The organism is Geodermatophilus sp. SYSU D00696 (assembly GCF_054050235.1).
On the sequence record NZ_JBJGYY010000026.1, the window covers coordinates 18,510 to 42,068 of the forward strand.

General features: G+C 76.8%; 23 protein-coding genes and 1 tRNA gene. 12 read left to right on the forward strand and 12 right to left on the reverse strand.

Annotation, left to right across the window (positions count from 1 at the left end; translation table 11 throughout):
* Positions 1-67 precede the first annotated feature (67 nt).
* From ACI79O_RS16460 to ACI79O_RS16470, 3 genes are all read left to right on the forward strand, one after another.
* Entirely contained in the window at positions 68-1,516 is a 1,449-nt protein-coding gene (locus ACI79O_RS16460) for an FAD-dependent oxidoreductase (protein ID WP_456914668.1), read from the forward strand.
* Between the two features lie 9 nt (positions 1,517-1,525).
* Positions 1,526-2,842 (forward strand): MFS transporter, encoded by a 1,317-nt coding sequence (locus ACI79O_RS16465; protein WP_456914669.1) that lies wholly within the window; start codon positions 1,526-1,528, stop codon positions 2,840-2,842.
* Positions 2,843-2,910: 68 nt separating this feature from the next.
* A tRNA-Ser gene (locus ACI79O_RS16470) sits at positions 2,911-2,997 on the forward strand.
* A 94-nt stretch (positions 2,998-3,091) separates the two neighbouring features.
* On the opposite strand, the gene ACI79O_RS16475 is transcribed toward ACI79O_RS16470, so the two are convergent.
* Both ACI79O_RS16475 and ACI79O_RS16480 read right to left on the reverse strand, forming a co-directional pair.
* Positions 3,092-3,955, reverse strand: coding sequence for a hypothetical protein (locus ACI79O_RS16475; protein ID WP_456914670.1), 864 nt, complete (start codon positions 3,953-3,955; stop codon positions 3,092-3,094).
* Positions 3,956-4,193: 238 nt separating this feature from the next.
* Positions 4,194-5,135 carry a hypothetical protein gene (locus ACI79O_RS16480; RefSeq protein WP_456914671.1) on the reverse strand — a complete coding sequence of 314 codons (942 nt, stop codon included), beginning with the start codon at positions 5,133-5,135 and terminating at the stop codon, positions 4,194-4,196.
* Between the two features lie 255 nt (positions 5,136-5,390).
* Between ACI79O_RS16480 and ACI79O_RS16485 the strand changes: the two genes are divergently transcribed.
* Positions 5,391-6,362 (forward strand): GGDEF domain-containing protein, encoded by a 972-nt coding sequence (locus ACI79O_RS16485; RefSeq protein ID WP_456914672.1) that lies wholly within the window; start codon positions 5,391-5,393, stop codon positions 6,360-6,362.
* A gap of 50 nt (positions 6,363-6,412) precedes the next feature.
* On the opposite strand, the gene ACI79O_RS16490 is transcribed toward ACI79O_RS16485, so the two are convergent.
* Positions 6,413-7,522, reverse strand: a complete 1,110-nt coding sequence (locus ACI79O_RS16490) for an NAD(P)/FAD-dependent oxidoreductase (RefSeq protein WP_456914673.1) — start codon at positions 7,520-7,522, stop codon at positions 6,413-6,415.
* A 121-nt stretch (positions 7,523-7,643) separates the two neighbouring features.
* On the opposite strand from ACI79O_RS16490, the gene ACI79O_RS16495 reads away from it, so the two are divergent.
* Complete coding sequence (locus ACI79O_RS16495; protein ID WP_456890997.1) at positions 7,644-8,192, forward strand: mycothiol transferase; 549 nt, start codon at positions 7,644-7,646, stop codon at positions 8,190-8,192.
* Positions 8,193-8,213: 21 nt separating this feature from the next.
* Positions 8,214-8,723, forward strand: a complete 510-nt coding sequence (locus ACI79O_RS16500; protein WP_456891000.1) for an NUDIX domain-containing protein — start codon at positions 8,214-8,216, stop codon at positions 8,721-8,723.
* Here ACI79O_RS16500 and ACI79O_RS16505 read toward each other — a convergent pair.
* Positions 8,720-9,532, reverse strand: a complete 813-nt coding sequence (locus tag ACI79O_RS16505) for an endonuclease/exonuclease/phosphatase family protein (RefSeq protein WP_456914674.1) — start codon at positions 9,530-9,532, stop codon at positions 8,720-8,722. The genes ACI79O_RS16500 and ACI79O_RS16505 overlap by 4 nt on opposite strands.
* A gap of 65 nt (positions 9,533-9,597) precedes the next feature.
* Here ACI79O_RS16505 and ACI79O_RS16510 point away from each other — a divergent pair, with 65 nt between their 5' ends.
* The 3 genes from ACI79O_RS16510 (at position 9,598) to ACI79O_RS16520 (ending at position 11,563) form a co-directional block, all read left to right on the forward strand.
* The gene (locus ACI79O_RS16510) at positions 9,598-10,488 is read left to right on the forward strand and encodes a 1,4-dihydroxy-2-naphthoyl-CoA synthase (protein ID WP_456914675.1); all 891 of its coding nucleotides are present in this window, start codon (positions 9,598-9,600) and stop codon (positions 10,486-10,488) included.
* 18 nt (positions 10,489-10,506) lie between these two features.
* Positions 10,507-10,839, forward strand: coding sequence for a hypothetical protein (locus ACI79O_RS16515; protein WP_456891005.1), 333 nt, complete (start codon positions 10,507-10,509; stop codon positions 10,837-10,839).
* Positions 10,840-10,966: 127 nt separating this feature from the next.
* The gene (locus ACI79O_RS16520) at positions 10,967-11,563 is read left to right on the forward strand and encodes a TetR-like C-terminal domain-containing protein (RefSeq protein ID WP_456876446.1); all 597 of its coding nucleotides are present in this window, start codon (positions 10,967-10,969) and stop codon (positions 11,561-11,563) included.
* 30 nt (positions 11,564-11,593) lie between these two features.
* On the opposite strand, the gene ACI79O_RS16525 is transcribed toward ACI79O_RS16520, so the two are convergent.
* Complete coding sequence (locus ACI79O_RS16525; protein ID WP_456914676.1) at positions 11,594-12,301, reverse strand: TetR/AcrR family transcriptional regulator; 708 nt, start codon at positions 12,299-12,301, stop codon at positions 11,594-11,596.
* A 107-nt stretch (positions 12,302-12,408) separates the two neighbouring features.
* Here ACI79O_RS16525 and ACI79O_RS16530 point away from each other — a divergent pair, with 107 nt between their 5' ends.
* Positions 12,409-13,362, forward strand: a complete 954-nt coding sequence (locus tag ACI79O_RS16530; protein ID WP_456891009.1) for a Gfo/Idh/MocA family protein — start codon at positions 12,409-12,411, stop codon at positions 13,360-13,362.
* On the opposite strand, the gene ACI79O_RS16535 is transcribed toward ACI79O_RS16530, so the two are convergent.
* The 6 genes from ACI79O_RS16535 to ACI79O_RS16560 all read right to left on the reverse strand — a co-directional run bounded on the left by ACI79O_RS16535 (position 13,275) and on the right by ACI79O_RS16560 (position 20,346).
* Positions 13,275-14,501, reverse strand: coding sequence for a glycosyltransferase (locus ACI79O_RS16535; protein WP_456914677.1), 1,227 nt, complete (start codon positions 14,499-14,501; stop codon positions 13,275-13,277). The two genes, ACI79O_RS16530 and ACI79O_RS16535, sit on opposite strands and share 88 nt — an antisense overlap.
* On the reverse strand, positions 14,498-15,463 hold the full coding sequence (locus ACI79O_RS16540) for a glucosyl-3-phosphoglycerate synthase (RefSeq protein ID WP_456891013.1): 966 nt from the start codon (positions 15,461-15,463) through the stop codon (positions 14,498-14,500). Before ACI79O_RS16540 ends, ACI79O_RS16535 begins: the two co-directional genes overlap by 4 nt.
* A gap of 167 nt (positions 15,464-15,630) precedes the next feature.
* Positions 15,631-16,605, reverse strand: a complete 975-nt coding sequence (locus tag ACI79O_RS16545) for a glucosyl-3-phosphoglycerate synthase (RefSeq protein ID WP_456891015.1) — start codon at positions 16,603-16,605, stop codon at positions 15,631-15,633.
* 89 nt (positions 16,606-16,694) lie between these two features.
* Positions 16,695-18,863: a phage holin family protein gene (locus ACI79O_RS16550; protein WP_456914678.1), complete on the reverse strand. Its 2,169-nt coding sequence runs from the start codon at positions 18,861-18,863 to the stop codon at positions 16,695-16,697.
* Positions 18,860-19,540 carry a DedA family protein gene (locus tag ACI79O_RS16555; protein ID WP_456891019.1) on the reverse strand — a complete coding sequence of 227 codons (681 nt, stop codon included), beginning with the start codon at positions 19,538-19,540 and terminating at the stop codon, positions 18,860-18,862. Before ACI79O_RS16555 ends, ACI79O_RS16550 begins: the two co-directional genes overlap by 4 nt.
* Positions 19,537-20,346, reverse strand: a complete 810-nt coding sequence (locus tag ACI79O_RS16560; protein WP_456891021.1) for an MBL fold metallo-hydrolase — start codon at positions 20,344-20,346, stop codon at positions 19,537-19,539. The genes ACI79O_RS16555 and ACI79O_RS16560 overlap by 4 nt, the downstream gene beginning before the upstream one ends.
* Positions 20,347-20,471: 125 nt before the next feature.
* On the opposite strand from ACI79O_RS16560, the gene ACI79O_RS16565 reads away from it, so the two are divergent.
* A complete protein-coding gene (locus ACI79O_RS16565) occupies positions 20,472-20,747 on the forward strand; it encodes a hypothetical protein (protein ID WP_456914679.1) in 276 nt (91 codons plus the stop codon).
* Positions 20,748-20,785: 38 nt separating this feature from the next.
* Here ACI79O_RS16565 and ACI79O_RS16570 read toward each other — a convergent pair whose 3' ends face one another.
* A complete protein-coding gene (locus ACI79O_RS16570; protein ID WP_456891025.1) occupies positions 20,786-21,124 on the reverse strand; it encodes an ANTAR domain-containing response regulator in 339 nt (112 codons plus the stop codon).
* A gap of 603 nt (positions 21,125-21,727) precedes the next feature.
* Between ACI79O_RS16570 and glmS the strand changes: the two genes are divergently transcribed.
* Positions 21,728-23,527, forward strand: a complete 1,800-nt coding sequence (gene glmS, locus ACI79O_RS16575) for a glutamine--fructose-6-phosphate transaminase (isomerizing) (protein ID WP_456914680.1) — start codon at positions 21,728-21,730, stop codon at positions 23,525-23,527.
* The last annotated feature ends 32 nt before the right edge of the window (positions 23,528-23,559 follow it).

Sequence of the window (23,559 nt, forward strand, 5' to 3'; positions counted from 1 at the left end):
GATCGATACATCAGCGCCGACCGAACCGCCGGCAGGACGCTCTGCCGGCCCGTGGAGGAGCCGCACCATGACCAGTCGCACGCGCACCAGCCCCCTCACGACCGGCCCCACCGGCGGGCCCGCCGGCACGGACCTGCCGGTCGTCGTCATCGGTGCCGGCCCGGTCGGCCTGGCCGCGGCCGCCCACCTCGGGAAGCGGGGTCTGCGGCCGCTGGTGTTCGAGGCCGGCGACGCCGTCGGCGCCGCGGTGCGCGCGTGGGGGCACGTGCGCACGTTCACGCCCTGGCCGTTCGTCGTCGACGCCGTCGCCGAGGAGTTGCTGGCCCCCACCGGCTGGTCCCGCCCCACCGGCGACACCCCACCGACCGGATCGGAGCTCGTGACCGCCTATCTCGAGCCGCTCGCCGCCGTCCTCGGCCCCGACGTGGTGCACACCGGCACGCGCGTCCTGGCCGTCTCGCGGGACGGGCTCGACAAGGCCCGCAGCGTGGGCCGCGACACCCGCCCGTTCCTCGTCCGCGTGCGAGACGCCTCGGGACGGACCAGGGACGTCCGCGCCCGCGCGGTCGTCGACGCCTCGGGCACGTGGGGCCGGCCCAACCCGCTGGGCGGCTCCGGGCTGCTCGCGGTGGGCGAGGCCGAGGCCGCCGCGGCGGGACTGCTCGTCGGACCGCTGCCCGACGTGCTGGGCGCCGACCGGGCCCGGTTCGCCGGTCGGCGCACGCTGGTCGTCGGCGCGGGGCACTCCGCGGCGAACACCCTGCTGGCCCTGGCGCGGCTGGCGGCCGAGGAGCCGGGCACCGAGATCGTCTGGGCGATCCGGGGCACCGACGCCCGCCGGCTCTACGGCGGTGGCGAGGCCGACCAGCTGGCCGCCCGTGGCCGGCTCGGGTCCGACCTGCGGTCCCTGGTCGCCTCCGGCGCCGTCACCCAGGTCACCGGGTTCTCCACCACCCGGCTGGAGCCGGCCGCCGACGGGCGGTCGGTGACCGTGGTCGGCACCACCGCCGAGGGCGAGCGGCGGATCGAGGACGTGCACGCCGTCGCGGCGGCCACCGGCTTCCGCCCGGACCTCGGCCTGCTGAGCGAGGTCCGCCTCGACCTCGACCCCGGGCTGGAGGCGCCCGTGCGGCTGGCCCCGCTGGTCGATCCCGCCTTCCACAGCTGCGGGACCGTCCCGCCACACGGTCACCGCGAGCTCGCCCACGAGGGCGAGCCGGGGCTCTACGTCGTCGGGACGAAGAGCTACGGCCGGGCGCCGACGTTCCTGATCACCACCGGCAACGAGCAGGTCCGGTCCATCGCCGCCCACCTGTCCGGCGACGAGGCGGCCGCCGCCGAGGTGCAGCTGGTGCTGCCCGAGACCGGTGTGTGCTCGGTCCAGCGGGGGCCGTCCCGGCTCGCCGAGCCGGTGGACGCCGCCCACGCGGCGTGGGCCGGCGGTGGGCCGCGGCTGGGGTTCGCGACCGGCGTCGGGGGTGGCCGGAGCGCGGACACCGCCGCCTGCTGCGGCTGAGCAGCGGCGGTGGGCGACGTCGTCGCGGCCCCCCGCCGGGGAGCCGGGTGGCGGTTCCACGGCTGGCGGATCGTCGCCACCCTGGCCGTGACCGAGACCCTGTCGTGGGCGGTCCTCTACTACGCGTTCGCGGTGTTCCAGCTGCCCATGCGCGCCGAGCTCGGCTTCTCCGCGGCGGAGACCTCCGGCGCCTTCTCCCTCGCCGTGCTGCTCACCGGCGTCGCCGCCGTGCCCATCGCGCGGTGGCTGGACCGGCACGGCGCCCGTGGGTTGATGACGGTGGGCTCCGCGGCCGCGGTCCTGCTCGTGCTGGCCTGGTCCCGGGTGCACACCCTGACCGGCCTGTACCTGGTCTTCGCCGGCATCGGCGTGGTGTCGGCCGCGGTGCTCTACGAGCCCGCGTTCGCCGTCGTGGTCCGCTGGTTCACCGTCGACCGGGGCCGCGCCCTGCTCGCCATCACCCTCGTCGCCGGGTTCGCCTCCACCGTCTCGCTGCCCGCCAGCACGGCGTTGATCGCCGCGCTGGGCTGGCGGGACGCGCTGGTCGTGCTCGCCGGGGTGCTGGCGGTGGCCACGGTGGTCCCGCACGCGCTGGTGCTGCGCCGTGACCCCGCCGACCTCGGGCTGCTCCCCGACGGCGCACCCGGCCCTCCGCCGGCCCCCGTCCGCGCCGGGCCGGAGCCCGCACCCCGGCGCACCCTGGCGGCCACCGCCCGCGCCGCGCTGGCCGACGTCCGCTTCCGCCGGCTGACGCTCGCCTTCGCGGCGAACACCTTCGCCGTCGTCGTCGTGGCGGTGCACCTGGTGCCGTACCTGACCGAGCGGGGACACTCGGCCGCCTTCGCCGCGACCGCCACCGGCGCGCTCGGCGCGCTCTCGGTCACCGGCCGGCTCCTGGTCACCGGCGCCAGCCGCCGCTGGCCGGTCGCGACGGTGACCGCCGTCGCCTTCGGCCTCCAGTCCGTGGCGGTCCTGCTGCTCCTCGTCGCCGGTGCGAGCACCGCCGGGGCGGCCGGCTCCGTCGTGCTGTTCGGGCTCGGCTTCGGTGTCGGCACGATCGCCCGCCCACGGATGCTCGCCGACGCCTACGGCACCCGGGACTACGCCACCCTCGCTGCGCTGCTCGGCGTGGCGCTGACCGCGGCCAAGACGGCCGGGCCGGTGACCGCCGGGGTGCTGCGCACGGCGACCGGCGGCTATGCGACCGCGCTGGTCACCGTCGCCGCCGTCGCGGCGCTCGCTGCGGTCGCGGTGGCCGCCGCCGGCTCGGCTCCCGGACCGTCCACCGGGCCGGACGCCCCCGGCGGCCAGATGGTCGTCCGGTGACCGGCGCGGGTAGCGTCGGCGCACCGAACTCCCGTCGCGCGGGGCTCTGCGCCGGTGGTGGGCTCGGAGGAGGGCTCGCCTAGCGGCCGATGGCGGCGGTCTTGAAAACCGCTATGGGGTCACACCCATCGTGGGTTCGAATCCCACGCCCTCCGCACCGATCTGGCCATCCGTCCGGGTGCCGGGTGTCTCCAGGTCCCCGTTCCACCCACGCGGCTGGAGCGGCGCAGGGACAGGGGAGTCGGTCGCTCAGCAGGCGACCGCAGGCCGCGCGCCGTTGCCGAACTCCAGCCGGACGCCGCTGCCGCGCGTGATGAGCAGGGCGGCTCCGTCCTCCCGGCTCCAGCCGGACGGCAGGAGCAGGTACTGACCGCCGGACTGCACCACCATGCGCAGACCGTCGTACCGCCAGCGGTAGGCGGCGTCGGCGTCCTGGCACGGGGTCTCGGTCACCCCGGGGGCCGTCAGGCTGAGGCTCTTCTCGCTGTACAGCGTGACGGCGTAGAGGCCGGGCGGAGCGGCGCCGAGCTGCCGGCCGCGGCTCTCCCCGACGCCGACGGCGTACGTACCGACCGCCCAGAACAGCCCGATGCTCACCAGGACGAACACGGCCGCCCACTCCGTCATCGTCGCGGCGGGTCCGGGGAACCACGGTCCCCGCTTCCCCGCGGCCCCGGCCAGCAAGGAGCGGACGAGGTGAGCCGCGTAGGCGAGGAGCAGCGCGCCGATCGACAGCCCGAGGCCACGGGCCTCCGGGAAGGTGGTGAAGACCGCGCCGTTCCGGACGGTGTCGGTGACGGCGAGCCCGACCAGCACCAGCCCGGTGACCGCGCAGAGCGGGGCGAGCACCGAGAGGAGCCGGCTGCGCACCCCGTCCGGCACCGTGCCGACCAGCAGCTGGTGTGCCCACAGCGCGACGACGGTGGCGCCGGCGACCACCACCAGCGGCGGGATCATCCCGTCGGCGCTGCGCACCAGGTAGTCCTGGGCCGACAGGTCGAGCACCGTGTACTGCACGCCGAGGTACCGGAAGAGACCGGTGGCGTGCATCCGGCCGAAGTAGAGCAGCAGCGCCGTCAGCAACGTCGTGGGGGCGACCACCGTGCTGAACACGCTCAGCACCTTCGGCAGGCCCGTGGCCAGGTCCGTCGTCGGTTCCGCGTCCGCCCCCGGGGGTCCCGGCCGGCGTGTGCGGATCCGACGGGGACGGGTGCCGGCCCCTCGCTCGGGACGCCGGACGCCGTCGCCGCTGCCCTCCGGAGAGCCGGCCGAGCGGCGGCGCGGCGCGGTCCCCTGCCTCGATGGGCGGCTCATCCCACCGCCTTCCGCGCGGGTGCGGGTGCTCCGCTGGTCAGGATCCGGATGCCTGGGTGCCGTCGCACTCCGCCGGCGCGCCCGTCTCGTCGACCCCCGGATCGACCACCGCCACGAGGATGACGGCCTCGCCGGGAGGGCTGCTCTCGACGAGGGCGCTCAGCGCCCCCTCTCCCGGTGGCGGGGTCGTCGCCACCGCACACCACCCGCCGTTCGCCCCCGGCGCGGACCCCGCGGTGTCGATCTGCACGTCGACACAGTCCGGGTACTCGCCGCACTCGGCGAGCTGTGCCTCCCTGAACTGGTCGAAGGTGAAGAAGGCGCCCAGCCGGTCGATGATGTCCGCGTCCGGCGGGGCTCCGCCTGGGCGGGGAGCGGCGCTCGAGCCGGTACCGGGTTCGCCCCCGGGCCGCGCGGTGCCGGGGTCGGGCTGGGGCGCGGTGGTGCCGGGGTCGGGCTGGGGTGCCGGGGCGTCGGTGCCGGGGGCCGGCTGGGGTGCCGGGGCGTCGGTGCCGGGGGCCGGCTGGGGTGCCGGGGCGTCGGTGCCGGGGTCGGGTTGCGGTGCCGGCTCATCGGTGCCCGGGTCGGGTTGCGGTGCGGGGTCGTCGGTGCCCGGGTCGGGTTGCGGTGCCGGCGCATCGGTGCCCGGGTCGGGTTGCGGTGCCGGGTCGTCGGTGCTGGGGTCGTCGTCGCCGCTCGGTCCGTTGCCGTCTCCGCCGTCGGCCGGCCCGGTGCCGGGCGGGTCGCCGGCAGGGGCTCCCGGGCCCGGGTCGACGGGGGACCCGTTCCCGTCGCCGGCCGGGTCGCCGTCGCCGTCGCCCGTGTCGTCCTGACCCGGCGGCGTGGGGGCTGCGTCCGCCTGCGGAGCGCTCACCGACGCGTCGGCCGAGCTGCTCGCGGGATCGGTGCCGCCGCACGACGAGAGGACGGTGCTCAGGACGACCACCGAGACCACGACTGCACCCCGCCTGGCGGACATGGTGACCTCCCTAGCCCTGGGACCTCCCTGGGGGACAGAGGCGATGGGCCGTGGTCCCGATACACCGGGGAGCCGTCGTGCACGGTGTCCGGGGAGGCCGGACGGCACCTCGTCCAGGTCGGACGGCCGTCTTCCGCCCCCTTCGGGTGGGTCGGCTCAGGGCAACCCCCCGTTGCCGCCGATGCAGCGGGTGTGGCCGTTCCCCCGGGACTGAGAGCGCGGCAGCCGGGGGCGGCTGCGCGGTCCCTCGTGCTCATGCTCGGCGTCTCCGCCGCCGTCCTCGCCGTGGTCAGCACCTTCGGCACCAACGCGGCGACGGCGTTCACCGTGGGCGCCTCCTGGGCGGGGGTCACCCTCCTCGTGGTCCTGGCCCTCGTCGTCGGGTCCACCGACGCCGAGCGGCTCGACCGCGGCGGGGTCCTGGTCGGGGCCGGGGTCGCCGGCGCACTCCTGGTCTGCGGCCTCAACCTGCTCACCCAGGACTCCTCGGCCGGCGCCCAGGCGTTCCTCGCATTCCCCGTGCTCTGGGCGGCGTCGCACCTGCGCCGCACCGCGGTCGCCCTCGTGACGGCGACCGCCGTGGCCGCCAACGCCGTCGTCGTCCCGATGCTGGTCTCCCTCGAGGTCGGCGTCAGCGACGTCCTCATCACCGGGGTCGTGCTCACCGTCGTCGCGTCGATGCTCGAGCGCTCCTGCGCGGTGCAGGAGCGGCTGGTCCGGGCGCTCGAGCAGCAGGCCACCGTGGACACCCTCACCGGCCTGGTCAACCGCCGCGTCCTCGACGACGCCCTGACCGTGGCCCTGGCCGGCTCCGGGACCGACGGCACGGCCCTGCTGCTGCTCGACGTCGACTCCTTCAAGCAGATCAACGACGAGCACGGCCACCCCGTCGGCGACGACGCGCTGGTGCACCTCGCCGGCATCGTCCGGGGGCAGATCCGCGCCGGCGACGCCGTGCTGTCCCGCCTCGGCGGCGACGAGCTCGCCGTGCTCCTGCCCGGCTGCAGCTCCGAGGTCGCAGTGGCCCGCGCCGAGTCGGTGCTCGAGTCGGTCCTGTCCACCCCGCTCACGCTGCCCGACGGCAGCCTGCTGGCGATGTCGGTGAGCGTCGGGGTGGCGCACTCCCGCGGCGCGCTGGGCCGGCGCGAGTTCTACGCCGCCGCCGACCGGGCCCTCTACCGCGCCAAGCGCGGCGGCCGCGGCCGGGTCGAGGTCGCCACGGCCTGACGGACCGGCCAATATCGCGATAAAGGCACCTCGTCGGCAGAGGCACCTGGTCAGCGGAGGTGGCGGGCCGCGGCGGTGAGCGTGCGGGCGGTGAGCCGGCCGTCGGCGAGCCCGAGCGCCACCACGTCGTCGAACACCCGCTGGTCGGCCGCGGCCGCGCGGAAGGCGGCGTCCATCACCACCGGCCAGCGGCTGATCCAGGACGCCGCCGACGCCGACCGGTGGTGGGCGCCCAGCCGGCGGCGCAGCGCCCGCCGGTGCGCCGCTCCCGCGCCCGCCCCGGCCGCCGCCGCGCGCCCGGCCAGCGCCCCGGACAGGACGGCGTAGAAGATCCCCTCCCCGGTCATCGGGTTGACCAGCGACGCGGCGTCCCCGGTGAGCAGCACCCGCCCGTCGGGCTGGCGCGGCCGCCCGGTCGACAGCGGCAGCCGGTGCGCCCGCAGCCTCTCCGGCTCGACCCCCGGCAGCAGCCGGTGCAGCCCCTCCACCAGCGCCGCGCGGGTGGCCCCGCCGGACACCAGCTCCCCGTAGCCCACGTTGGCCCGCCCGTCGCCCAGCGGGAACGACCAGGCGTAGGCCGGCCAGCGCTGCTCGGTGGTCACCAGCACCTGGGTGCCGGCCTGCCCGAGCGGTTCCGGCGCGTACCCGCGCAGCGCCACCGCCATCCGGTCGTCGCGGTTGCGCCGCAGGCCCAGGGCCCGCCGCACCACCGACTCCGCGCCGTCGGCACCGACGAGCACCCCGGCGGTGAGCACCCCGTCGACGACGACCCCGCCGGGTGTCGGCGCCACCGCGCGGACCGCGTGCCGGCGGAACACCGCGCCCCGGTCGAGCGCGGCGGCCAGCAGGCGGGCGTCGAACACCTCGCGCGGCACCACCGACGACGGCCGGGCGGTCGCCCGCTCGACCGCGGCCCCGCCCGGTGAGCGCAGCGCCAGCCGGGGTGCGGGTGCGTATCCGGCGGTCAGCGCGGCGGCGTCGACGCCCAGCCCGGCCAGCACGTCCAGCGCCTCGGGGGCGATGCCGTCGCCGCAGACCTTGTCGCGGGGGAAGTCCGCCCGGTCGAGGACGAGCACCGACGCGCCGGTGTCCAGGGCGGACAGGGCGGCCGCCGCCCCCGCCGGGCCGCCCCCGACCACGACGACGTCCCAGCGCTCCACGACGGCGACGCTAGGCAGCGCGGCGGGCGGCGGCCAGCCGGGCGGCGGCCGCCGGTTCCGGTCCTGGTCCGTCCCGACCGTCCGGCGGAGGATGGCGGCACCGGCGTCCCGAGGAGGCCCCGTGTCCGCACGCGACGAGCCGACCGTGCTGCTGACCCTGCTCGCCGACCAGCGCACCGCCCTCCGCAACGCCCTCCACGGGCTGACCGAGGAGCAGGCCCGGGCCACGCCCAGCGCCAGCGCGCTGTCGCTGTCGGCGCTCGTCAAGCACGTGACGCAGGGGGAGCGGGCCACCGTCGCCGGCCGGATCGGGCGCCGTCCGCACGGGATGGCGGCCGACACGCAGGCGGGGTGGATGGCGGGGTTCACCGTCGCCGCCGACGAGACCGTCGACGTGCTGCTCGACCGCTGGGCCGCGGTGGCGCGGGAGACCGAGGAGGTCGTGCGCGCCGAGCGCGACCTCGACCGCCGGGTCGAGGTCCGCGCGGACGTCGCGCGGTGGCTGCCGCCGCGCACCGTGGTCACCGTCCGCTGGCTGCTGCTGCACCAGGTCCAGGAGCAGGCGCGGCACGCCGGGCACGCCGACGTCATCCGCGAGTCGATCGACGGCAAGGGCGCCTGGCAGCTGGAGGCCGAGGCGCAGGGCATCGCGGCGCCGAGCTGGGACTGACCGGGGGCGGAGGTCCGGCCGGTGCGGTGGAATGGGGGCGTGGTGACCAGCGGGCTGACCCCCACCGACGGCTGGACCACCTGCTCCCTCGGCCACCGTCACTGGGGCCGCGCCGGCGCGGCGGGCCTGCTGGTCCACCGCGACGGCGCCACCGGCCCGGAGCTGCTGCTCCAGCACCGCGCGCTGTGGTCGCACCACGGCGGCACCTGGGGGACGCCCGGCGGCGCGCTGCACCTGGGCGAGACCCCCGAGCAGGGCGCGCTGCGGGAGGTCGAGGAGGAGCTCGGGCTGCCCGCGCGCGACCTGGTGCTCGGCGCCCGGTCGGTCGACGACCACGGCGGCTGGGCCTACACGACGGTGCTCGCCCGCCCGGTGGGCGACCTCGACCCGTCCCGGCTGCGACTCGACGGCGAGAGCACCGGCGTGGCCTGGGTGGCGCTGGCCGCCCTGCACCAGGTGACGCTGCACCCCGGTCTCGCCGGCTCTCTGGACCGGCTGCGGCCGCTGCTCCTCGACGGGACGGCCGCCTAACCCCTCTCGACGGTCACCGTCAGCGCCCGGTGGTCACCCACCGGCAGCGCCCGGGCGACGGCGTCCCGGCCGGTCGCGGCACGGCCCAGCGCCAGCAGGTGGTCGAGCTGCAGTCGCGGCGCGTGCACCGGGAAGCTCGGCTCCCGCACCAGCCGGGTCGCCCCCAGCAGCCGCGCCGGGACGTTCCCGGGCAGGTTGAGGTCGCCGGCCAGCACGACCGGGCCGGGAAGCGCCGCCGCCCACCGGCGCAGCCGCCGCAGCTGGCGGACGGCGGTCGGCGGCGAGAAGGACAGGTGGGTGGCCACCACGGTCATCCCGTCCAGGCAGGCGGCGACGGCGACGCGCGGCTCGTCCGGGATCCACCACGTCCGCAGCCGGCCGGTGCCCGGGTCGGGTGCCCGCAGCGGCAGCCGCGCCCGCCCGGCGCCCAGTCCCAGCACCGCCCAGCGGCGCACCGGGCGGCGGGACAGCAGGGCGATGCCGTAGGACGGCGTGGCGACGGCGTCCCCGGGCCCGCGCAGGCCCGCCGGGTCGGCCGGGGTCCAGGTGCCGCGGAACGGGCTCGGCGTGCCGGTGAGGGTGGCCGCCGCCCGCCAGTCGACCGCGTGCAGCGCCGCGGCGAGCGCCGCCGCCTGGTCGGTGTCCCCCGAGCGGGGCTGGCAGGCGTCGACCTCCTGCACGGCGAGCACGTCGACGGGGAGGTCGGCGACGGCGGCGCCGAGGCGCGGCGCCGTCAGCACGCGGCCGTCGGGACCGCGGCCGGAGGCGAGGTTGAGGGTGCCCACACGCAGGGCCTCGCCGTCGGGCACGCGTCCGACGCTAGCCGCGCGGCGGCCGCCGCGCCCGGCCGGGCGGGACTCGATACCTTCTCCGGGTGAGCGCCCGCGACGACGTCTCGGAGATCTTCGACAGCGGGGCGTGGCGGCCGGTCGACGGCTTCGACTTCGCCGACCTCACCTACCACCGGGCCGTCGACGCCGGCGTCGTCCGGATCGCCTTCGACCGGCCCGAGGTGCGCAACGCGTTCCGGCCGCAGACGGTCGACGAGCTGATCACCGCGCTCGAGCACGCCCGGCTGTCCACCGACGTCGGCTGCGTGCTGCTCACCGGCAACGGGCCCAGCCCCCGGGACGGCGGCTGGGCGTTCTGCTCGGGCGGTGACCAGCGGGTGCGCGGCCGGCACGGCTACGAGCACGAATTCGGGCGCACCAGCGGCCGGCTGCACGTGCTCGAGGCCCAGCGGCTCATCCGGTTCATGCCCAAGGTCGTCGTCTGCGTCGTCCCCGGCTGGGCGGCCGGCGGCGGGCACAGCCTGCACGTGGTCTCCGACCTGACGCTGGCCAGCGCCGAGCACGCGCGGTTCAAGCAGACCGACGCCGACGTCGGCAGCTTCGACGGCGGCTTCGGCTCGGCCTACCTCGCCCGCCAGGTGGGCCAGAAGTTCGCCCGCGAGGTGTTCTTCCTCGGCGAGGAGTACTCGGCGGAGGACGCGCACCGCATGGGCATGGTCAACCGGGTCGTGCCGCACGCCGAGCTCGAGGCGACCGCGCTGGACTGGGGGCGGCGGATCGTGGCCAAGAGCCCGACCGCGCAGCGGATGCTCAAGTACTCGTTCAACCTGGTCGACGACGGGCTGGTCGGCCAGCAGCTCTTCGCCGGGGAGACGACCCGGCTCGCCTACGCGGCCGAGGAGGCCGTCGAGGGCCGCGACGCCTTCCTGGAGAAGCGCGACCCCGACTTCTCCCGGTTCCCCTGGCACGTCTGACCCAGTCGAGGAGGACCAGTGATCGTCGAGGTGGTGGGAGGCGCCGACGAGCGTCCCGAGGTGCGGGTCGTCGACGTCGACGACCTCGGCCGGCTGCACCTGGCGCTGGGCCAGGTCACCGACGAGGAGGCCGACCAGGCGCTGCGGGACGCGGGCCTCGGCCGACTGGAGGACGCCGAGACCGGCTCCCTCGACGCCGCGGCGCTCCGCGCCGCCGCCGAGTCGCAGGCCGACGCCGCGGACTGGGCGCAGCGCTGGGACCGGATGGTCGAGCAGGCCCGCGACCGGGGCTGGGTCAGCGAGGACGGCGCGACGCTGCAGGTCCACGTCGAGAGCGCCGCCGGGGCCTGAATCGGGCCGTGACCTGTGTGTTCGGCCGTCACCGCCGCGGTCCCCGGAATTCGGTCGTTGTGGTCACTCCATCCATTCGTCAGTATGAGGCTGTGCACAACCTGATGACGTGCGAACGGATCCGCTCGTGAGCGGCACGCCCGGGCGCCCGCTGAGCGCTGAGCTGTCCGAGCAGCTGGTCGCGGTCGCCGTCGACATCCTCGCCGAGGAGGGCTGGGGCCGGCTCAACAGCGACCGGGTCGCGGCCCGGGCACGCGCGGGCAAGGCCGGCATCTACCGGCGCTGGCCCTCGATGTCCGCGCTGGCCCGCTCGGCGGTCAGTCGCTTCCGCCTGGTCACCCCGCCCGACGACGAGGGCTCGCCCCGCGCCGACCTGGTCGCGCTGGTCGCCTCCTGGCGCCGCCCGCTCTCCCGCGAGGAGCGGGCCGTGGCCAGCCTCGTCGGCGCCGCCCGCCACGACGAGGACCTGCGGGCCGGCCTCGACGCCGCCCTCGTCCACCCGCTCACCGCGGCGGTCGAGGTCATGGGCGCGCGCTGGGCGGAGCGAGGTGACGAGGTGCCCGACGAGCGGCTGGCCCTGCTGCGCTCGGTGCTCGAGGCCTTCTGGTGGCAGCGACTCACCGTCGCCGGCGACGGCGCCATGGTGGCCGAGCACGTCGAGCAGGTGGTCGACGAGGTGCTGATGCCGATCGTGGCGCCGGCCGTGGAGCCCGTCGCCCGCTGATCCGCGGCCCGCGACCCCGGCGCCGCGCCCTCAGACGGCGCGCAGGACGCCGGGGTCCTCGTCGTCCCGGAGGACGCCGGGCCTGACGCCGAGGTCGGCACCGGCGTCGTCCTGCAGGCGGGCGAGCAGCCGGTCGGTGAGCGCGCGGGTCCGCGCGGCCAGCGCCGGGACGTCCTCGGGGGCGGGCAGCCGGTCGCGCAGGGCGGTGACCAGCGTCCGCGTGGTCGCCAGCCACGTGGCGGCCACCAGCGCGGCGGTCAGCCGGGGGTCGGCGGGCGCGGGCCGTTCGGCGTCCGGGCCGGTCCACGCCTCCTCCAGGGCGACACGCAGCAGCCGCTCGGCCTCGTGGTGCAGCTCCCGCTCGGCCGCCTGCAGCGTCGTCGACCGGTCGAGCGCGCCGACGGTGCACCGCCCCTCGGGCGTGCCCAGGCGCTCGACGAAGCGGCCCATCGCGTCGGTGAGGTGCTCGCGCAGCGCGGTCAGTGGCGGCACGCCGGGCGCGCGGCCCCGCACGGCCTCCGCCGGGCCGGGGACCCACGGCGACCGGCCCGACCAGAACAGCTCCTCCTTGGTCGCGAAGTGGTTGAACACCGTCTGCACCGCCACGTCGGCGGCGGAGGCGACGTCGGCGATGGTCACCGCGTCGAAGCCGCGTTCGTGGAACAGGCGCTGCGCGTTGTCCCGGACGTGGGCGTGCGTCCGGGCCTTCTTCTGGGCCCGGCGGGACTGCTCACTCACGGTCGGCAGGCTAACAACGCGGTGGCGCACGAGCGTGGGATGCGGAACGAGATCAGCCGGAGACGGGGCCGTGGTTCCCCGGGCCCGGACCGGGGCAGTTCCGCGGCATGACGCTGAAGGCGGGCCTGGTCGGGGCCGGTGGGGTGGGGGCGCGGCACGGGCGCACGCTGGCGGGACTCGACGGCGTGGAGCTGGTGGGGGTGGCCGACGCGGTCCCGTCCGCGGGGGCCGCGCTCGCCGCGGAGCTGGACGTGCCCGCCCTCGGCATCGACGAGCTGCTGCGATCCGGCGCGGACGCGGTCTGGCTGTGCGTGCCGCCCTTCGCGCACGGGGAGCTCGAGCTCGCGGTGGTCCGCGCCGGACTGCCGCTGTTCGTGGAGAAGCCGCTGGGTGCCGGGCTCGCCGTCGCCGAGGAGGTGGCCGCCGCCGTCGCCGCGGCCGGCGTACCGACGGCGACCGGCTACCACTGGCGGCACCTGGACACCGTCGCCGCGGCCCGCGCGCTCTGCGCGGCGCACCCGCCGCGGCTGGTCTCGGTGACCTGGCTGGACAAGGTGCCGCCGCCGGCGTGGTGGCGGCGGGCCGACCGGTCGGGCGGGCAGGTGGTCGAGCAGGCCACCCACGTGCTCGACCTGGCCCGCGTGCTCGCCGGCGAGGTGACCGAGGTCGAGGCGGTGACGGCGCCCTCGTCGGACCCGTCGCGGGACGTCGACGACGCCACCGCGGCGCTGCTGCGCTTCGCCTCCGGCGCCGTGGGCACGCTGACCGCCGCGTGCGCCCAGCCGGCGAAGACCCACGCCGGGCTCGAGCTGTCCTGCGCCGGCGTGGCGGTGGAGCTCACCGAGACGTCGCTGACCGTGACGACGGCGGAGGGCGCCGAGCACCGCGAGCCGTCGGTGGACGCCCGCACCGCCGTCGACCGGGCCTTCGTGGACCTGCTGGTCTCCGGCACCCGGGCCGAGGGCCTGGTCGACTACGCCGAGGCGCTGCGCACCCACCGGGTGGCCGTGGCGGTCGCCGAGTCGGCCAGGACCGGGTCGCGGGTGCGGCTCGACGCCTGAGCGGCGCGCCGCACCACCTCGGCGTAGAGCCGCTCGTAGGCCGCGGCCATCACCGCGGGGGCGAAGCGGCGGCGGCCCTCGGCGGCGCAGACCTCCGGGTCGAGGGTGCCGACCCGGCGCAGGGCCGCGGCCAGACCCGCCTCGTCGTCGGCGAGGAAGCCGGTGCGGCCGTCGTCGACGAGGGCGGGCAGGCAGCCGCGGGCCGTGGCGACCACCGGCGTGCCGGCGGCCAGCGCCTCGCACACCGCCGTCGCGCCCGGCTCGTCCCAGCGCACCGGCGACAGCAGCGCCCGCGCGCGCCGGAGCAGGCCGGCCTTCTCCGCGCCGGCCACGCTGCCCACCCAGCGGGCGCGGTCGCCGTCGAGCAGGGGGTCGACGTGCTCGCGGAACCACACGACGTCGGGATGGCCCGCCCCGGGGTGCCCGGGGGTGGCCAGCGCGGCGTCGAGGGCGGCCCGGTCGGCGAAGGGGCCCACCGGCCCGGCGAGGACCACCGGGACGCCCGCGGCGGCGCCGGCCCGCAGCGCGGTGTCGGTGCCCTTGAGCTCGCAGATGCGGGCCAGGACGAGGACGGCGTCGTCCCGCTGGTCGCGGGGCAGCGGCGGCGGCCCGTCCACCGGCACCGACAGCGGCACCGCGCCCAGCGTCTGGCGGCGCATCCGCTCGGGTCCGCGGGCCACCTGGCTGTCGGACACGCCGGCGAAGAAGACCCGGCCGCGGCCGTCGAAGCGCTCGTAGAAGTCGGCATTGCGGCGCACGTCCCAGTGCAGCGTGTGCAGCACCGGCGGCACGGCCGCTCCGAGCGCGCCGAGCAGCGCCGGGCCCACCACCTCCAGGTGGGTGTGCACCACGTCGAAGGGCTCGGCGGCGCTCATGAGGGCCTCGGCCACGACCAGCGCGTGGGCGTGTGCGGTGCCGACCACCTGCGCGTAGGGCGAGCCCAGCCGGTCGAACCGCCCGGTGGGGAACGCGCTGACCAGCTCGTCGACGGGCAGCGGGGAGTCACCCGACGCCGCGAGGACCACGGTGTGCCCGCGGGCGCGCAGCTCCGTGGTGAGCGTGGCGACGACGTTCTCCAGCCCGCCGTAGCCCTCGGGCGGCACCGGCAGCCACGGGCCGGCGTCCATCAGCACCCTCACGGCCGGCGTCCCCCGTGCCCGCCGGCGGCCGCGCGTACGGTGCGCATCGGTGGCCGCTCGGTGACCGCGACGTCCCAGCTCACCGCCTCGACGCCGTCCGCAGTGCGCAGGAACTGCAGCAGCTCCGAGGCCGGGCTCCCGGCGCCGGGCCGGCGGGCCATCGCGGTCTGCAGGATCTGCCCGGCCATGCGGCCCAGCGCCGCGTCGGACTGGTGGCCGTGGTGACGGGTGCCGAGGTCCACCTGGGCCAGCGCGTCGACCCCGGCCAGCCCCGCGAGGTCGACCAGCAGGCCGAACTCGACGCCGTAGCCGGAGACGAACGGCACCCGCTCGAGCAGCCCGCGGCGCCCGGCGTACTCCCCGGACAGCGGCTGGACGAAGCCGGAGAGCTCCGGCCACCAGGCGTTGAGCAGTGGCCGGGCGAGCAGCTCGGTGACCCGTCCGCCGCCGGAGGGGACGATGCCCTCGGTGGTGGACAGCGGCCGGTCGTAGAGCGCCTTGACGTACCCGATGGCCGGGTCGGTGAGCAGCGGGCCGAGCAGGCCGACGACGAACTGCGGGTCGAAGCCGACCAGGTCGGCGTCGACGAAGACGACCAGGTCCCCGTCGGTGGCGTGCAGTCCCTTCCACAGCGCCTCGCCCTTGCCCGGGACCCGGCCGTGGGCGGCCAGCACCGTGGTGGTGTCGACGACCCGGGCCCCGGCGGCCGCGGCGACGGCGGCGGTGCGGTCGGCCGATCCGCTGTCGACGACGACCACCTCGTCGACCAGCGGCGCGTCCCGGACGAGCGCCTCGCGGATGGCGCCGACGATCGCCCCGACGGTGGGCTCCTCGTCCAGTGCGGGGAGGACGACGCTGACGGTGGTGCCCTGTTCCCGCTTGGCGTCGGCCAGCTCGGCCGCGGTCCAGCTGGACGCGGTGTACGTGCGCCGGCGCAGCCAGCGGTGGACCTCAGGCCGCATGGGCGTTCTCCCCACGGTCGGGTGCCGGTTCCCTCGCCGGCACGGGACCCCCGTCGCGACAGGATGCCGTAGACCCCGCCCGGGGGCACCCCCGGTCGCCGTCCGCCGGTCGGGGCGGTCCCCGCAGGTGGGAGCGCCGCGGGTCACCGGCCGACCCGGGCGGGGTCTCAGACCACCCCGGCGCGGCCGGCCCCGTACTCGGGCACGGTGACCATCGGCGGCCGCTCGTCGACCGTCACCGGCGTGCTCACCGGCACGAAGCCGGCGCCCTCGCTGCGGAACTGGGTGAGCAGCCCGCCGGCGCCCGCGGACCCGGTCGCGGTGCGGGACAGCACCGCCGACACGACCTGCCCGGCCATCCGGCCCAGCGCCTCCTGGTCCTGCGAGGTGTGCCGGCGCACCCCCAGGTCCACCTGCGCGAGCCCGCCCAGGCCCACCAGCCCGAGCAGGTCGACCAGCAGGCCGACCTCCACGCCGTAGCCGGAGACGAAGGGCACCTGCTCGAGCAGCTCCCGGCGGCCGGCGTACTCCCCGCCCAGCGGCTGCACCACGCCGGCCAGCTCCGGCCACAGCGCGTTGAGCAGCGGCCGGGCGGTGAGCTCGGTGACCCGGCCCCCGCCGGCGGGCGTCGAGCGGCCGTCGAGCTCCAGCGGCCGCGTGTAGCAGCCCTTGACGTAGCCGACCTGGGGGTCGGTCAGCAGAGGGGTCAGCAGCCCGGGCACGTAGTGCGACACGTCGCCGAGCAGGTCGGCGTCGAGGAAGACGAGCAGGTCGCCGCTGGTGGCCGCCAGCGACTTCCACAGCGCCTCGCCCTTGCCCGGCCGGGCGCCGTGGGCGGGCAGGACGTCGGCGGCGGCCACGACCTCGGCGCCGGCCGCGCGGGCCACCTGCGCCGTGCGGTCGGTGGAGTCGGAGTCGACGACGAGCACCTCGTCGACCAGGGGCAGCGCCCGCACCCAGCGGTCGACCAGGTCGGTGACCAGCCCGCCGACGGTGGCCTCCTCGTCGCGTGCGGGCAGCACCACGCTGACCCGGTGCCCGCCGCGGCGCTTGGCCAGCAGCAGCCCACCGGCGTCGACGTCGGCGAGGGAGCGGACGGTGGAGGTGCGGCCGGAGAACCAGGCACGGGCGTCGGGTCGCATCGGCCCACTGTCGTGGAGCCCCCGGCGCGGTCGCCACGGGGGGCGCGCGTGTTCACGCACCCGTCGCCCGGCGTTCGGCGGCCGGTGGCTCAGGTGCGGCTGCGGTCGCCCTCGCGCAGCGCCGTGGGGCTCAGCGGGCCGACGGGCGCACCGGCGCCGTCGGGCTCGGGGTGGCCCAGCTCGGTGAGCCAGCCGCGCAGCACGCGGTGCAGGTGCTCGGCGCCGACGATCTCGCCGGGGGCCGACAGCCGCCGCGGGTGGGCGAGGAACCCGTGCTGCTGCGGGCCGCCGAGCCCCCCGTGCGAGCCCACGTGCGGCTCGAACGGCGAGGCCTCGTCGGTGTCGGGGTCGTAGCGGCTGTTGACCACCACGTCGGGGCAGTGCGGGAACCCCGAGACCCGCGCCACCAGCGCCGGCGCGTGCCCGCCGTAGGGCAGCAGGGGGTCCTCGCCGATCACCACGCCGGTGTCGAGCCGGTGCAGGCCGTCGCGGCCGAGCACGACCGGCCCGTGCTCGGTGGAGTGCACCAGCAGGAACCCGACGCCGGCGTGGTCGACCAGCGCGGGCAGCAGGTCCGGCCAGTGCCGCTCGATCTCCTCCAGCGGCACCCGGCCGGGCAGGTCGGCCAAGGAGATCCCCGCGGTGTGGCCGGAGACGACGACCACCACGCCGGGTGCCACCCGCGCGACCTGCCCCGGCCGGCCCGACGGTGTCCGGTGCCGGTGCTCGGTGGCCCCGGCGCTCTCCACCCGGTCGCGCAGCCGCCGGGCGATGAACCCCGGTCCCGACGCCGCCTCGGCGAGCGCGGAGGCGACCTGCCAGCCCTCGGCGGCGCGGCGGCTGTCCCGCGGCTCGGTCCCGCGGTGCCCGGGCGCGGGGGACCCGCCGCAGTGCCGGCCGACGAACGCCTCGATGGTCTCCCCGAACCGCTGCGCGAAGGCCTCGCCCTGGGTCTGGCCGTGGTCGGACAGCAGCACCAGGTGGTAGTCGCGGGGCGCGAGCTGGCCGGCGCGGGCCAGCCGGCCGATCTGCTGGTCGATGCTGCGCAGCACCTCCAGGGTGTCGAAGCGCTCGACGCCGCTGTGGTGGGCGACCTCGTCGTAGCCCAGGAAGTCGGCGTACACCACCGGCCGCCCGGCCAGCACGTCCTCCAGGATCGCTGCCACCACGATGTCGCGGGCGATGACCGTCGTGCCCGGCCGGGCCAGCGGGTAGACGCCTCCCCGGCTCACCCGCGGGCGGACGTCGGCGCGCCGCTGCCGGGCCGCGGCGGCGAGCTCCCGGTAGACGTCGACGAGCGAGACGCCCAGCGTGCGGACGGCGTTGACCGGGTTGGCGAAGTAGGCGTAGTAGCCCGCGCCCACCCGCTCCCGGCGCCGTCCGGCCCGTCGTGTGGTGACCAGCGGCAGCGAGCTCATGGTCAGGCTCACGTACGGCGCGTCGCCGCTGAACAGGTTGCCGCGGCTGGCGCCACCGCCGGCCAACAGCCCGCGGCCGTCGGAGTGCTGCCGCTCCACCTCCGCGGCGTCGGCCGGGTGCGACACCTGGACGACGTGGTCGCGGTCCTTCTCGTAGTACCGGAAGCCGACGATGTCGTGGTTGGAGCCGTGCAGGATGCCGCAGACCGCGGCGCCGGTCTGCGAGCTCCAGTCGGTGTGCCAGCCGGTCAGGGCGTGGCTGCCCGAGCGCAGCCAGGCGGCCAGGGTGGGCATCGACCCGTCGCGGACGGCGCGGCGGACGGTGTCGACGCCCAGGCCGTCGATCTGCAGGAACAGCACACCGGGCGGGAGCGGGGCGGCGGCCCCGGCCCCGGCGGCGCGGCGGCGGGCGCGGCGGAAGAAGAGCTCGTCCTCGTCGATCGCCAGCGCGCTGTTGACCACCGCCGTCACCGCGGCCATCGCCACGACGACGAGCACGGCGGTGCGCAGGTCGGCCACCCGGACCCCGGGGATGGCGAAGGAGACCGCCAGCACCGCCGCGCCCAGCAGCAGGAAGCTGCCCAGCCCCAGGGTGAACAGCGCCAGCGGCAGCGCCACCCGCATGACCAGCGGCCAGACCACCCCGGCGAGCACGCCGAGCAGCAGCGCGGCCAGCGGCGGCTGCCACCAGCTGCGCATCTCGAAGCCCTCGAGCCAGCGGTCGAGGGCGACGAGGGCGAGGGTGGTGAGCAGCCAGGTCAGCAGCACGCGGGCCGGCGCCCGGCCGCGGCCGAGCATGCGTCCGCCGGCGCCCGGGCCGCGGGCGGCCGCGCGGCTCACGGTGCGGGGCCGCAGGGGGTGGCGGAGGCGGGGGCCTCGTCCCCGGCGGGACCGTCGCCGGCCGGGGCGCCGGGCCCGTCGGCCGTGTGCCTGCGCCGGCGCGACTGGGCGACGTTGAGCACGGCGCCCACCAGCAGCACGAGCAGCGTGGCCACCAGCGTGGCGAGCAGCGGGTTGTCGAAGACACCGCCGCTGGCCACGCCGATGAGCGCGTAGGCGACCGCCCACAGCGTCGCGGCCAGCAGCGACGCCGGCAGCAGCCGCCGCCACGGGTACATCAGCGCCCCGGCGGCGAGCAGGACCGGGATGCGCCCGGCCGGCAGCAGCCGCCCGACGACGATGATCTGCCAGCCGTGCCGGCGGAACTGCCCGCGCACCTCCTCGATGCGGTCGGCGTGCTGGCCGCGCGCCACCCACCGCACCGCGGCAGGCCCGCCCCAGCGGCACACCGCGAAGGTGGCGACGTCGCCGGTCCAGGCGCCGAGCGTGGCCAGCAGGAGCACCAGCGCGATGTCCAGCTGCCCGGTGCTGACGGCGAGCGCGGCCGCGGCGCCGACGACGGCCCCGGTGGGGACGACCGGCACGACCGAGCCGAGCAGGACGCCGCCGAAGACGACGGGGTAGCCCAGGGACGAGCCGTCGGTCCAGCTCGCCGCGACCGTCCCGGCGGCGCTCACGGCGTCTCCGCGGCGGTGGGCAGGACGACCGGGTGCCCCGGTTCGGTGAGCGCGACCGTGGTCTCCAGGCCACGGGCGGCGACCGCGGCGGCGAACCGGCGCGGCGGCTCGACCAGCAGCCGCCGGTAGCGGCGGGACAAACCGGGCAGCGTCGTCGCGCCGGGGACGGCCAGGGTGCCCCAGTGCACGGGGACGGCGACCCGCGGGCGCACCCGGGCCACCGCCTCGGCGGCCCTGTGCGGATCGAGGTGGCCGGGGCCGAGGGTCGGGCCCCAGCCCCACACCGGCACCAGCGCGACGTCGACGCCGCGCCCGCCGACGTCCGCCATGCCCGGGAACAGGTCGGTGTCGCCGAGGGCGTAGACGGTCTGCCCGTCGCCCTCGACGAGGTGACCGACCGCCCGCGTGTCGGGCCCGTGCGTCAGCCGCGGGCCCCAGCGGTGGCCGCTGTGCCGCGCGGGGACGGCGGTGACCCGCAGCCCGTCGTGGGTCAGGGACTCGCCCGGGGCCAGCTCGTCGACCCACCGCAGGCCCCGCGACCGCAGCCACGCGCCGGCGCCCCGCGGCACCACGACGCGGACCCCCTCGCCGAGCAGCCGCAGCGACGGCAGGTGCAGGTGGTCGGCGTGCAGGTGGCTGACCAGCACGAGGTCCACCCCGGACCAGGCCGACCCGGGCGGCGGTGCGGCCACCCGCCGCAGCGGGCCGACGGCGCGGGTGAGCAGCGGATCGGTGAGCACCGTGCTGCCGGCCAGGTCCACGCGGACCGTCGAGTGACCGAGGTAGTGCAGCACCGGGTCGCCCACGGGGCCAGTATCGACCCAGGCGGCGACGGAACCGCAGCGTTTTCACCCCGCCGGAACCGGACGGTCCCGATCGCGGCGCGCCGTTCCGGGTGCGGCCGGGACGGATGCGTTCCACCATGATCGCCATGACCTCATCGGGGCACGGCCCTGGGGTACCGACGACGACGGCGGACACGTCCGGCGAGCTGCGCCGCATGGCGCTGCACCTGGAGACCGCCGCGGTCCTGGAGCTGCGCGCCCAGCGGGCCACCGACCCCCGGCAGGTGGCCGTGCTGCGGCGCCGCGCCGAGCAGCGCCGCCAGGAGGCCGCCCGGCTCCGCGAGCGGCTGGCCGCCTGCGGGATGGCGCTCCCCACACCGGGGTGTCGACGGATCGTCGCCCGCGGTGTCCCGCCCACCTGACTCCCATACGGGCGGGGTCGCTGCACGGCCCGTGGCGCTCAGCTGGGTGTGACCACCACCCCGTTCGTCCTGGCAGCGGCGCTGGCCACCTGCTGCCCCACCGGTTGAGCGGTGATCTCCGCGGCGACGTCCCGCACCTTGCGGCGGTGACGCTGCGCCAGGTCGTTGAGGCGGTCGTAGGCCTGTCCCTCGTCGATGCCACGCTCGTGCATGAGGAAACCCTTGGCCCGTTCGATCACCGCACGTGACGCCAGGGCCTCCCGCAGCTGTGCCACCTCCCGTCGCAGAGCGGCGACCTCCTCGTCGCGAGCGGCATCCGCCTCCTGCTCCAGCAGCCGGGTGACCTCTCTCCGGACCTCGTCCAGCATCCGCTGCATCGGAGGGACCCCCTCCTCGAGTGCCCGGAGCAGGTTCTCGGTACGGCGCAGCCCCTCGTGCCGGCTGGTCCGGTCCTGCCTGTTCGCCAACTCTTCTCCCCGCATGGCGCGTACTGTCGCGTAGCCACGCCACGTGGGACCAGACCTCCGGGCACGCCCCCGGCGACTCGCGCCACGGGAACGTGCTCCATGCCTCTCCGTGCCCCTGGAGTCACTCAGACGGCCCGACGGATGTGGTGCAAGGGGCATGGCGACGCCCCTTACGCAGCAGGGTCCGGGCTGCTAGCTTTCCCGCCGCGCGGACCCCCAGACCTCGGACCGGTCCACGACGAACGACACTCCAGACGTGAGCGGGGGCGCAGAGGGGCGCACCGTTCGCCGAGGGGCCACGCCGTGCTCCCGACCACCCGGCCCGGGTAGTGCCGTCAGGCAGTGCTCCCGCGTCCCGGCCGCGGTCGGTGTCCCCGTCCTGCCCTCCGGCAACTCTGCCTGAGTGCCTCCACGACGTGGTCGACGGCGTCCCCTGGAGGCGCCGTGCCTCTCTTCCCATCCCGCGGGTCGCTGGCCGGTCCGCGGATCCGCCAGCATCGACGGAGGTCCACCATGTGCGGGATCGTCGCCTGTCGTCGCCCCCGGAGCGCGTCCGCCTACCTGGCGGACGGTCTCCGACGGCTCGAGTACCGCGGCTACGACTCAGCCGGCGTCGCACTGACCGGCATCGGTCAGGACGACATCCGGGTCATCCGGACGGTCGGCCGGGTGGCGACCCTGGGCCGGCTGCTCCAGACCGAGCGCCCACCGTCGGACCTGGGGACCGGCATCGGGCACACCCGCTGGGCGACGCACGGCGGCGTCTCCGAGGTGAACGCCCATCCGCACACCGACTGCACCGGCGCAGTGGCAGTGGTGCACAACGGCATCATCGACAACGCCCAGGGCCTGCGAGAGGAACTCGAGGCCCGTGGTCACGTGTTCTCCTCCGGTGTCGACAGCGAGGTCGTGGCGCACCTGGTCGAAGAGGGCATGGCGGACAGCGGGGCGTTGCCGGAGGCCGTGGTTGCCGCCGTCCGGTCCCTGCGGGGGACGTGGGCCCTCGCGGTGGTCGCCGGCCGGTCGGACGAGGTGGTGCTGGCCTCCCATCGGTCCCCGCTGGTCGTCGGCTCCGGGACCGAGGGCCACGTCGCCGCAAGCGATGCGACCGCGCTGGTCGGAACGGTCTCGTCGGTGAGCGTCCTGTGTGACGGCGACGTCGTCGTCCTGGGCGAGGAGGTCACCTGGCTGGACGCGGAGGCGCGGGTGCAGCCCGCCCGCCCGTCGGTCCGTCTCGAGTGGACCGCCGAGGACGTCGAGCGCGGCGCCTACGACGACTTCATGGAGAAGGAGATCGCGGAGCAACCGTCGGTGGTGTCCCACCTGCTCGAGCGAGTGCTGCCCGGTGTCGCCGACGGCGCCCTGTGGCACGACCTGGGCCTGCCCGCTCCCGGCCTGCTCCGCTTCGTCGCCTGCGGGTCCTCGCTCCACGCGGCCCAGGTGACGGCTCGCACCTTCGGTGCGCTGTCGGGCTGTCCTACCGAGATCGTCATCGCGTCGGAGTTCGACGAGGTGGTGACCCGTCCCGGTCCGCGGACCCTACACGTGGCGATCTCCCAGTCCGGAGAGACCACCGACGTTCTGCACGCCCTCGAGGGCGTCCGGGGCCCGGTCCTGGCCATCACCAATCGGCCCGGCTCCACGCTGGCTCGCCGCAGCACCGCGGTCCTCGAGACCTGCTCGGGTCCCGAGATCGGCGTCGCGGCGACCAAGACCTTCACCTCCCAGGTGGTCGCAGGTGTGGCGTTGGCGCTCTCCCACGCCGCGGCCACCCGGGCGATGCCCCAGGCGCAGGTCGCCCGGCTGGGGCTGCGGCTCGGACAGCTCCCCGGACGGCTGGCAGCCGCACATAGCACTGCCTTCCCCGTGGCGACGGCCCTCGCCGAGGAACTTGCGGACGCGCGGTCGTTCTTCTTCGTTTCCCGGGGCGCCGGTCTCCCCTACGCCGCCGAGGGAGCGCTGAAGCTCAAGGAGATCACCTACCGCAACGCCGAGGCGCTGCCGGCCGGCGAGTTCAAGCACGGCCCCATCGCGCTGATCGAGGAAGGCACCCCCGTGCTCCTGATCGAGAGCGGGGACGTCGACCGGCTGGCGGGTGCGGCCGCCGAGCTCGCGTCCCGCGGGGCCCGGATCATCCGGATCGGCAGTGGCGGCACGGACACCTTCCCGGTGCTGCCGTCCGGCCCGGCCCCCGTCTGGGGTCCCCTGGAGGCGGTCCTCGCCCTCCAGCACCTCGCTCGCTGCATCGCGGTCGTCCTCGGGCGGGACGCGGACAAGCCGCGCAACCTCGCCAAGTCGGTGACCGTCCTCTGACCGTGAGGACTGCGGGTCGGTCCGGGACTCCT

Bases quoted from the DNA above. Each gene is read 5' to 3' on its own strand.
- ACI79O_RS16565 (WP_456914679.1), top strand. From the start codon at position 20,472: ATGACCTCATCGGGGCACGGCCCTGGGGTACCGACGACGACGGCGGAC.
- ACI79O_RS16485 (WP_456914672.1), top strand. From the start codon at position 5,391: ATGCTCGGCGTCTCCGCCGCCGTCCTCGCCGTGGTCAGCACCTTCGGC.
- ACI79O_RS16540 (WP_456891013.1), bottom strand. From the start codon at position 15,463: ATGCGGCCTGAGGTCCACCGCTGGCTGCGCCGGCGCACGTACACCGCG.
- ACI79O_RS16545 (WP_456891015.1), bottom strand. From the start codon at position 16,605: ATGCGACCCGACGCCCGTGCCTGGTTCTCCGGCCGCACCTCCACCGTC.
- ACI79O_RS16480 (WP_456914671.1), bottom strand. From the start codon at position 5,135: ATGTCCGCCAGGCGGGGTGCAGTCGTGGTCTCGGTGGTCGTCCTGAGC.
- ACI79O_RS16530 (WP_456891009.1), top strand. From the start codon at position 12,409: ATGACGCTGAAGGCGGGCCTGGTCGGGGCCGGTGGGGTGGGGGCGCGG.
- ACI79O_RS16570 (WP_456891025.1), bottom strand. From the start codon at position 21,124: ATGCAGCGGATGCTGGACGAGGTCCGGAGAGAGGTCACCCGGCTGCTG.
- glmS (WP_456914680.1), top strand. From the start codon at position 21,728: ATGTGCGGGATCGTCGCCTGTCGTCGCCCCCGGAGCGCGTCCGCCTAC.
- ACI79O_RS16460 (WP_456914668.1), top strand. From the start codon at position 68: ATGACCAGTCGCACGCGCACCAGCCCCCTCACGACCGGCCCCACCGGC.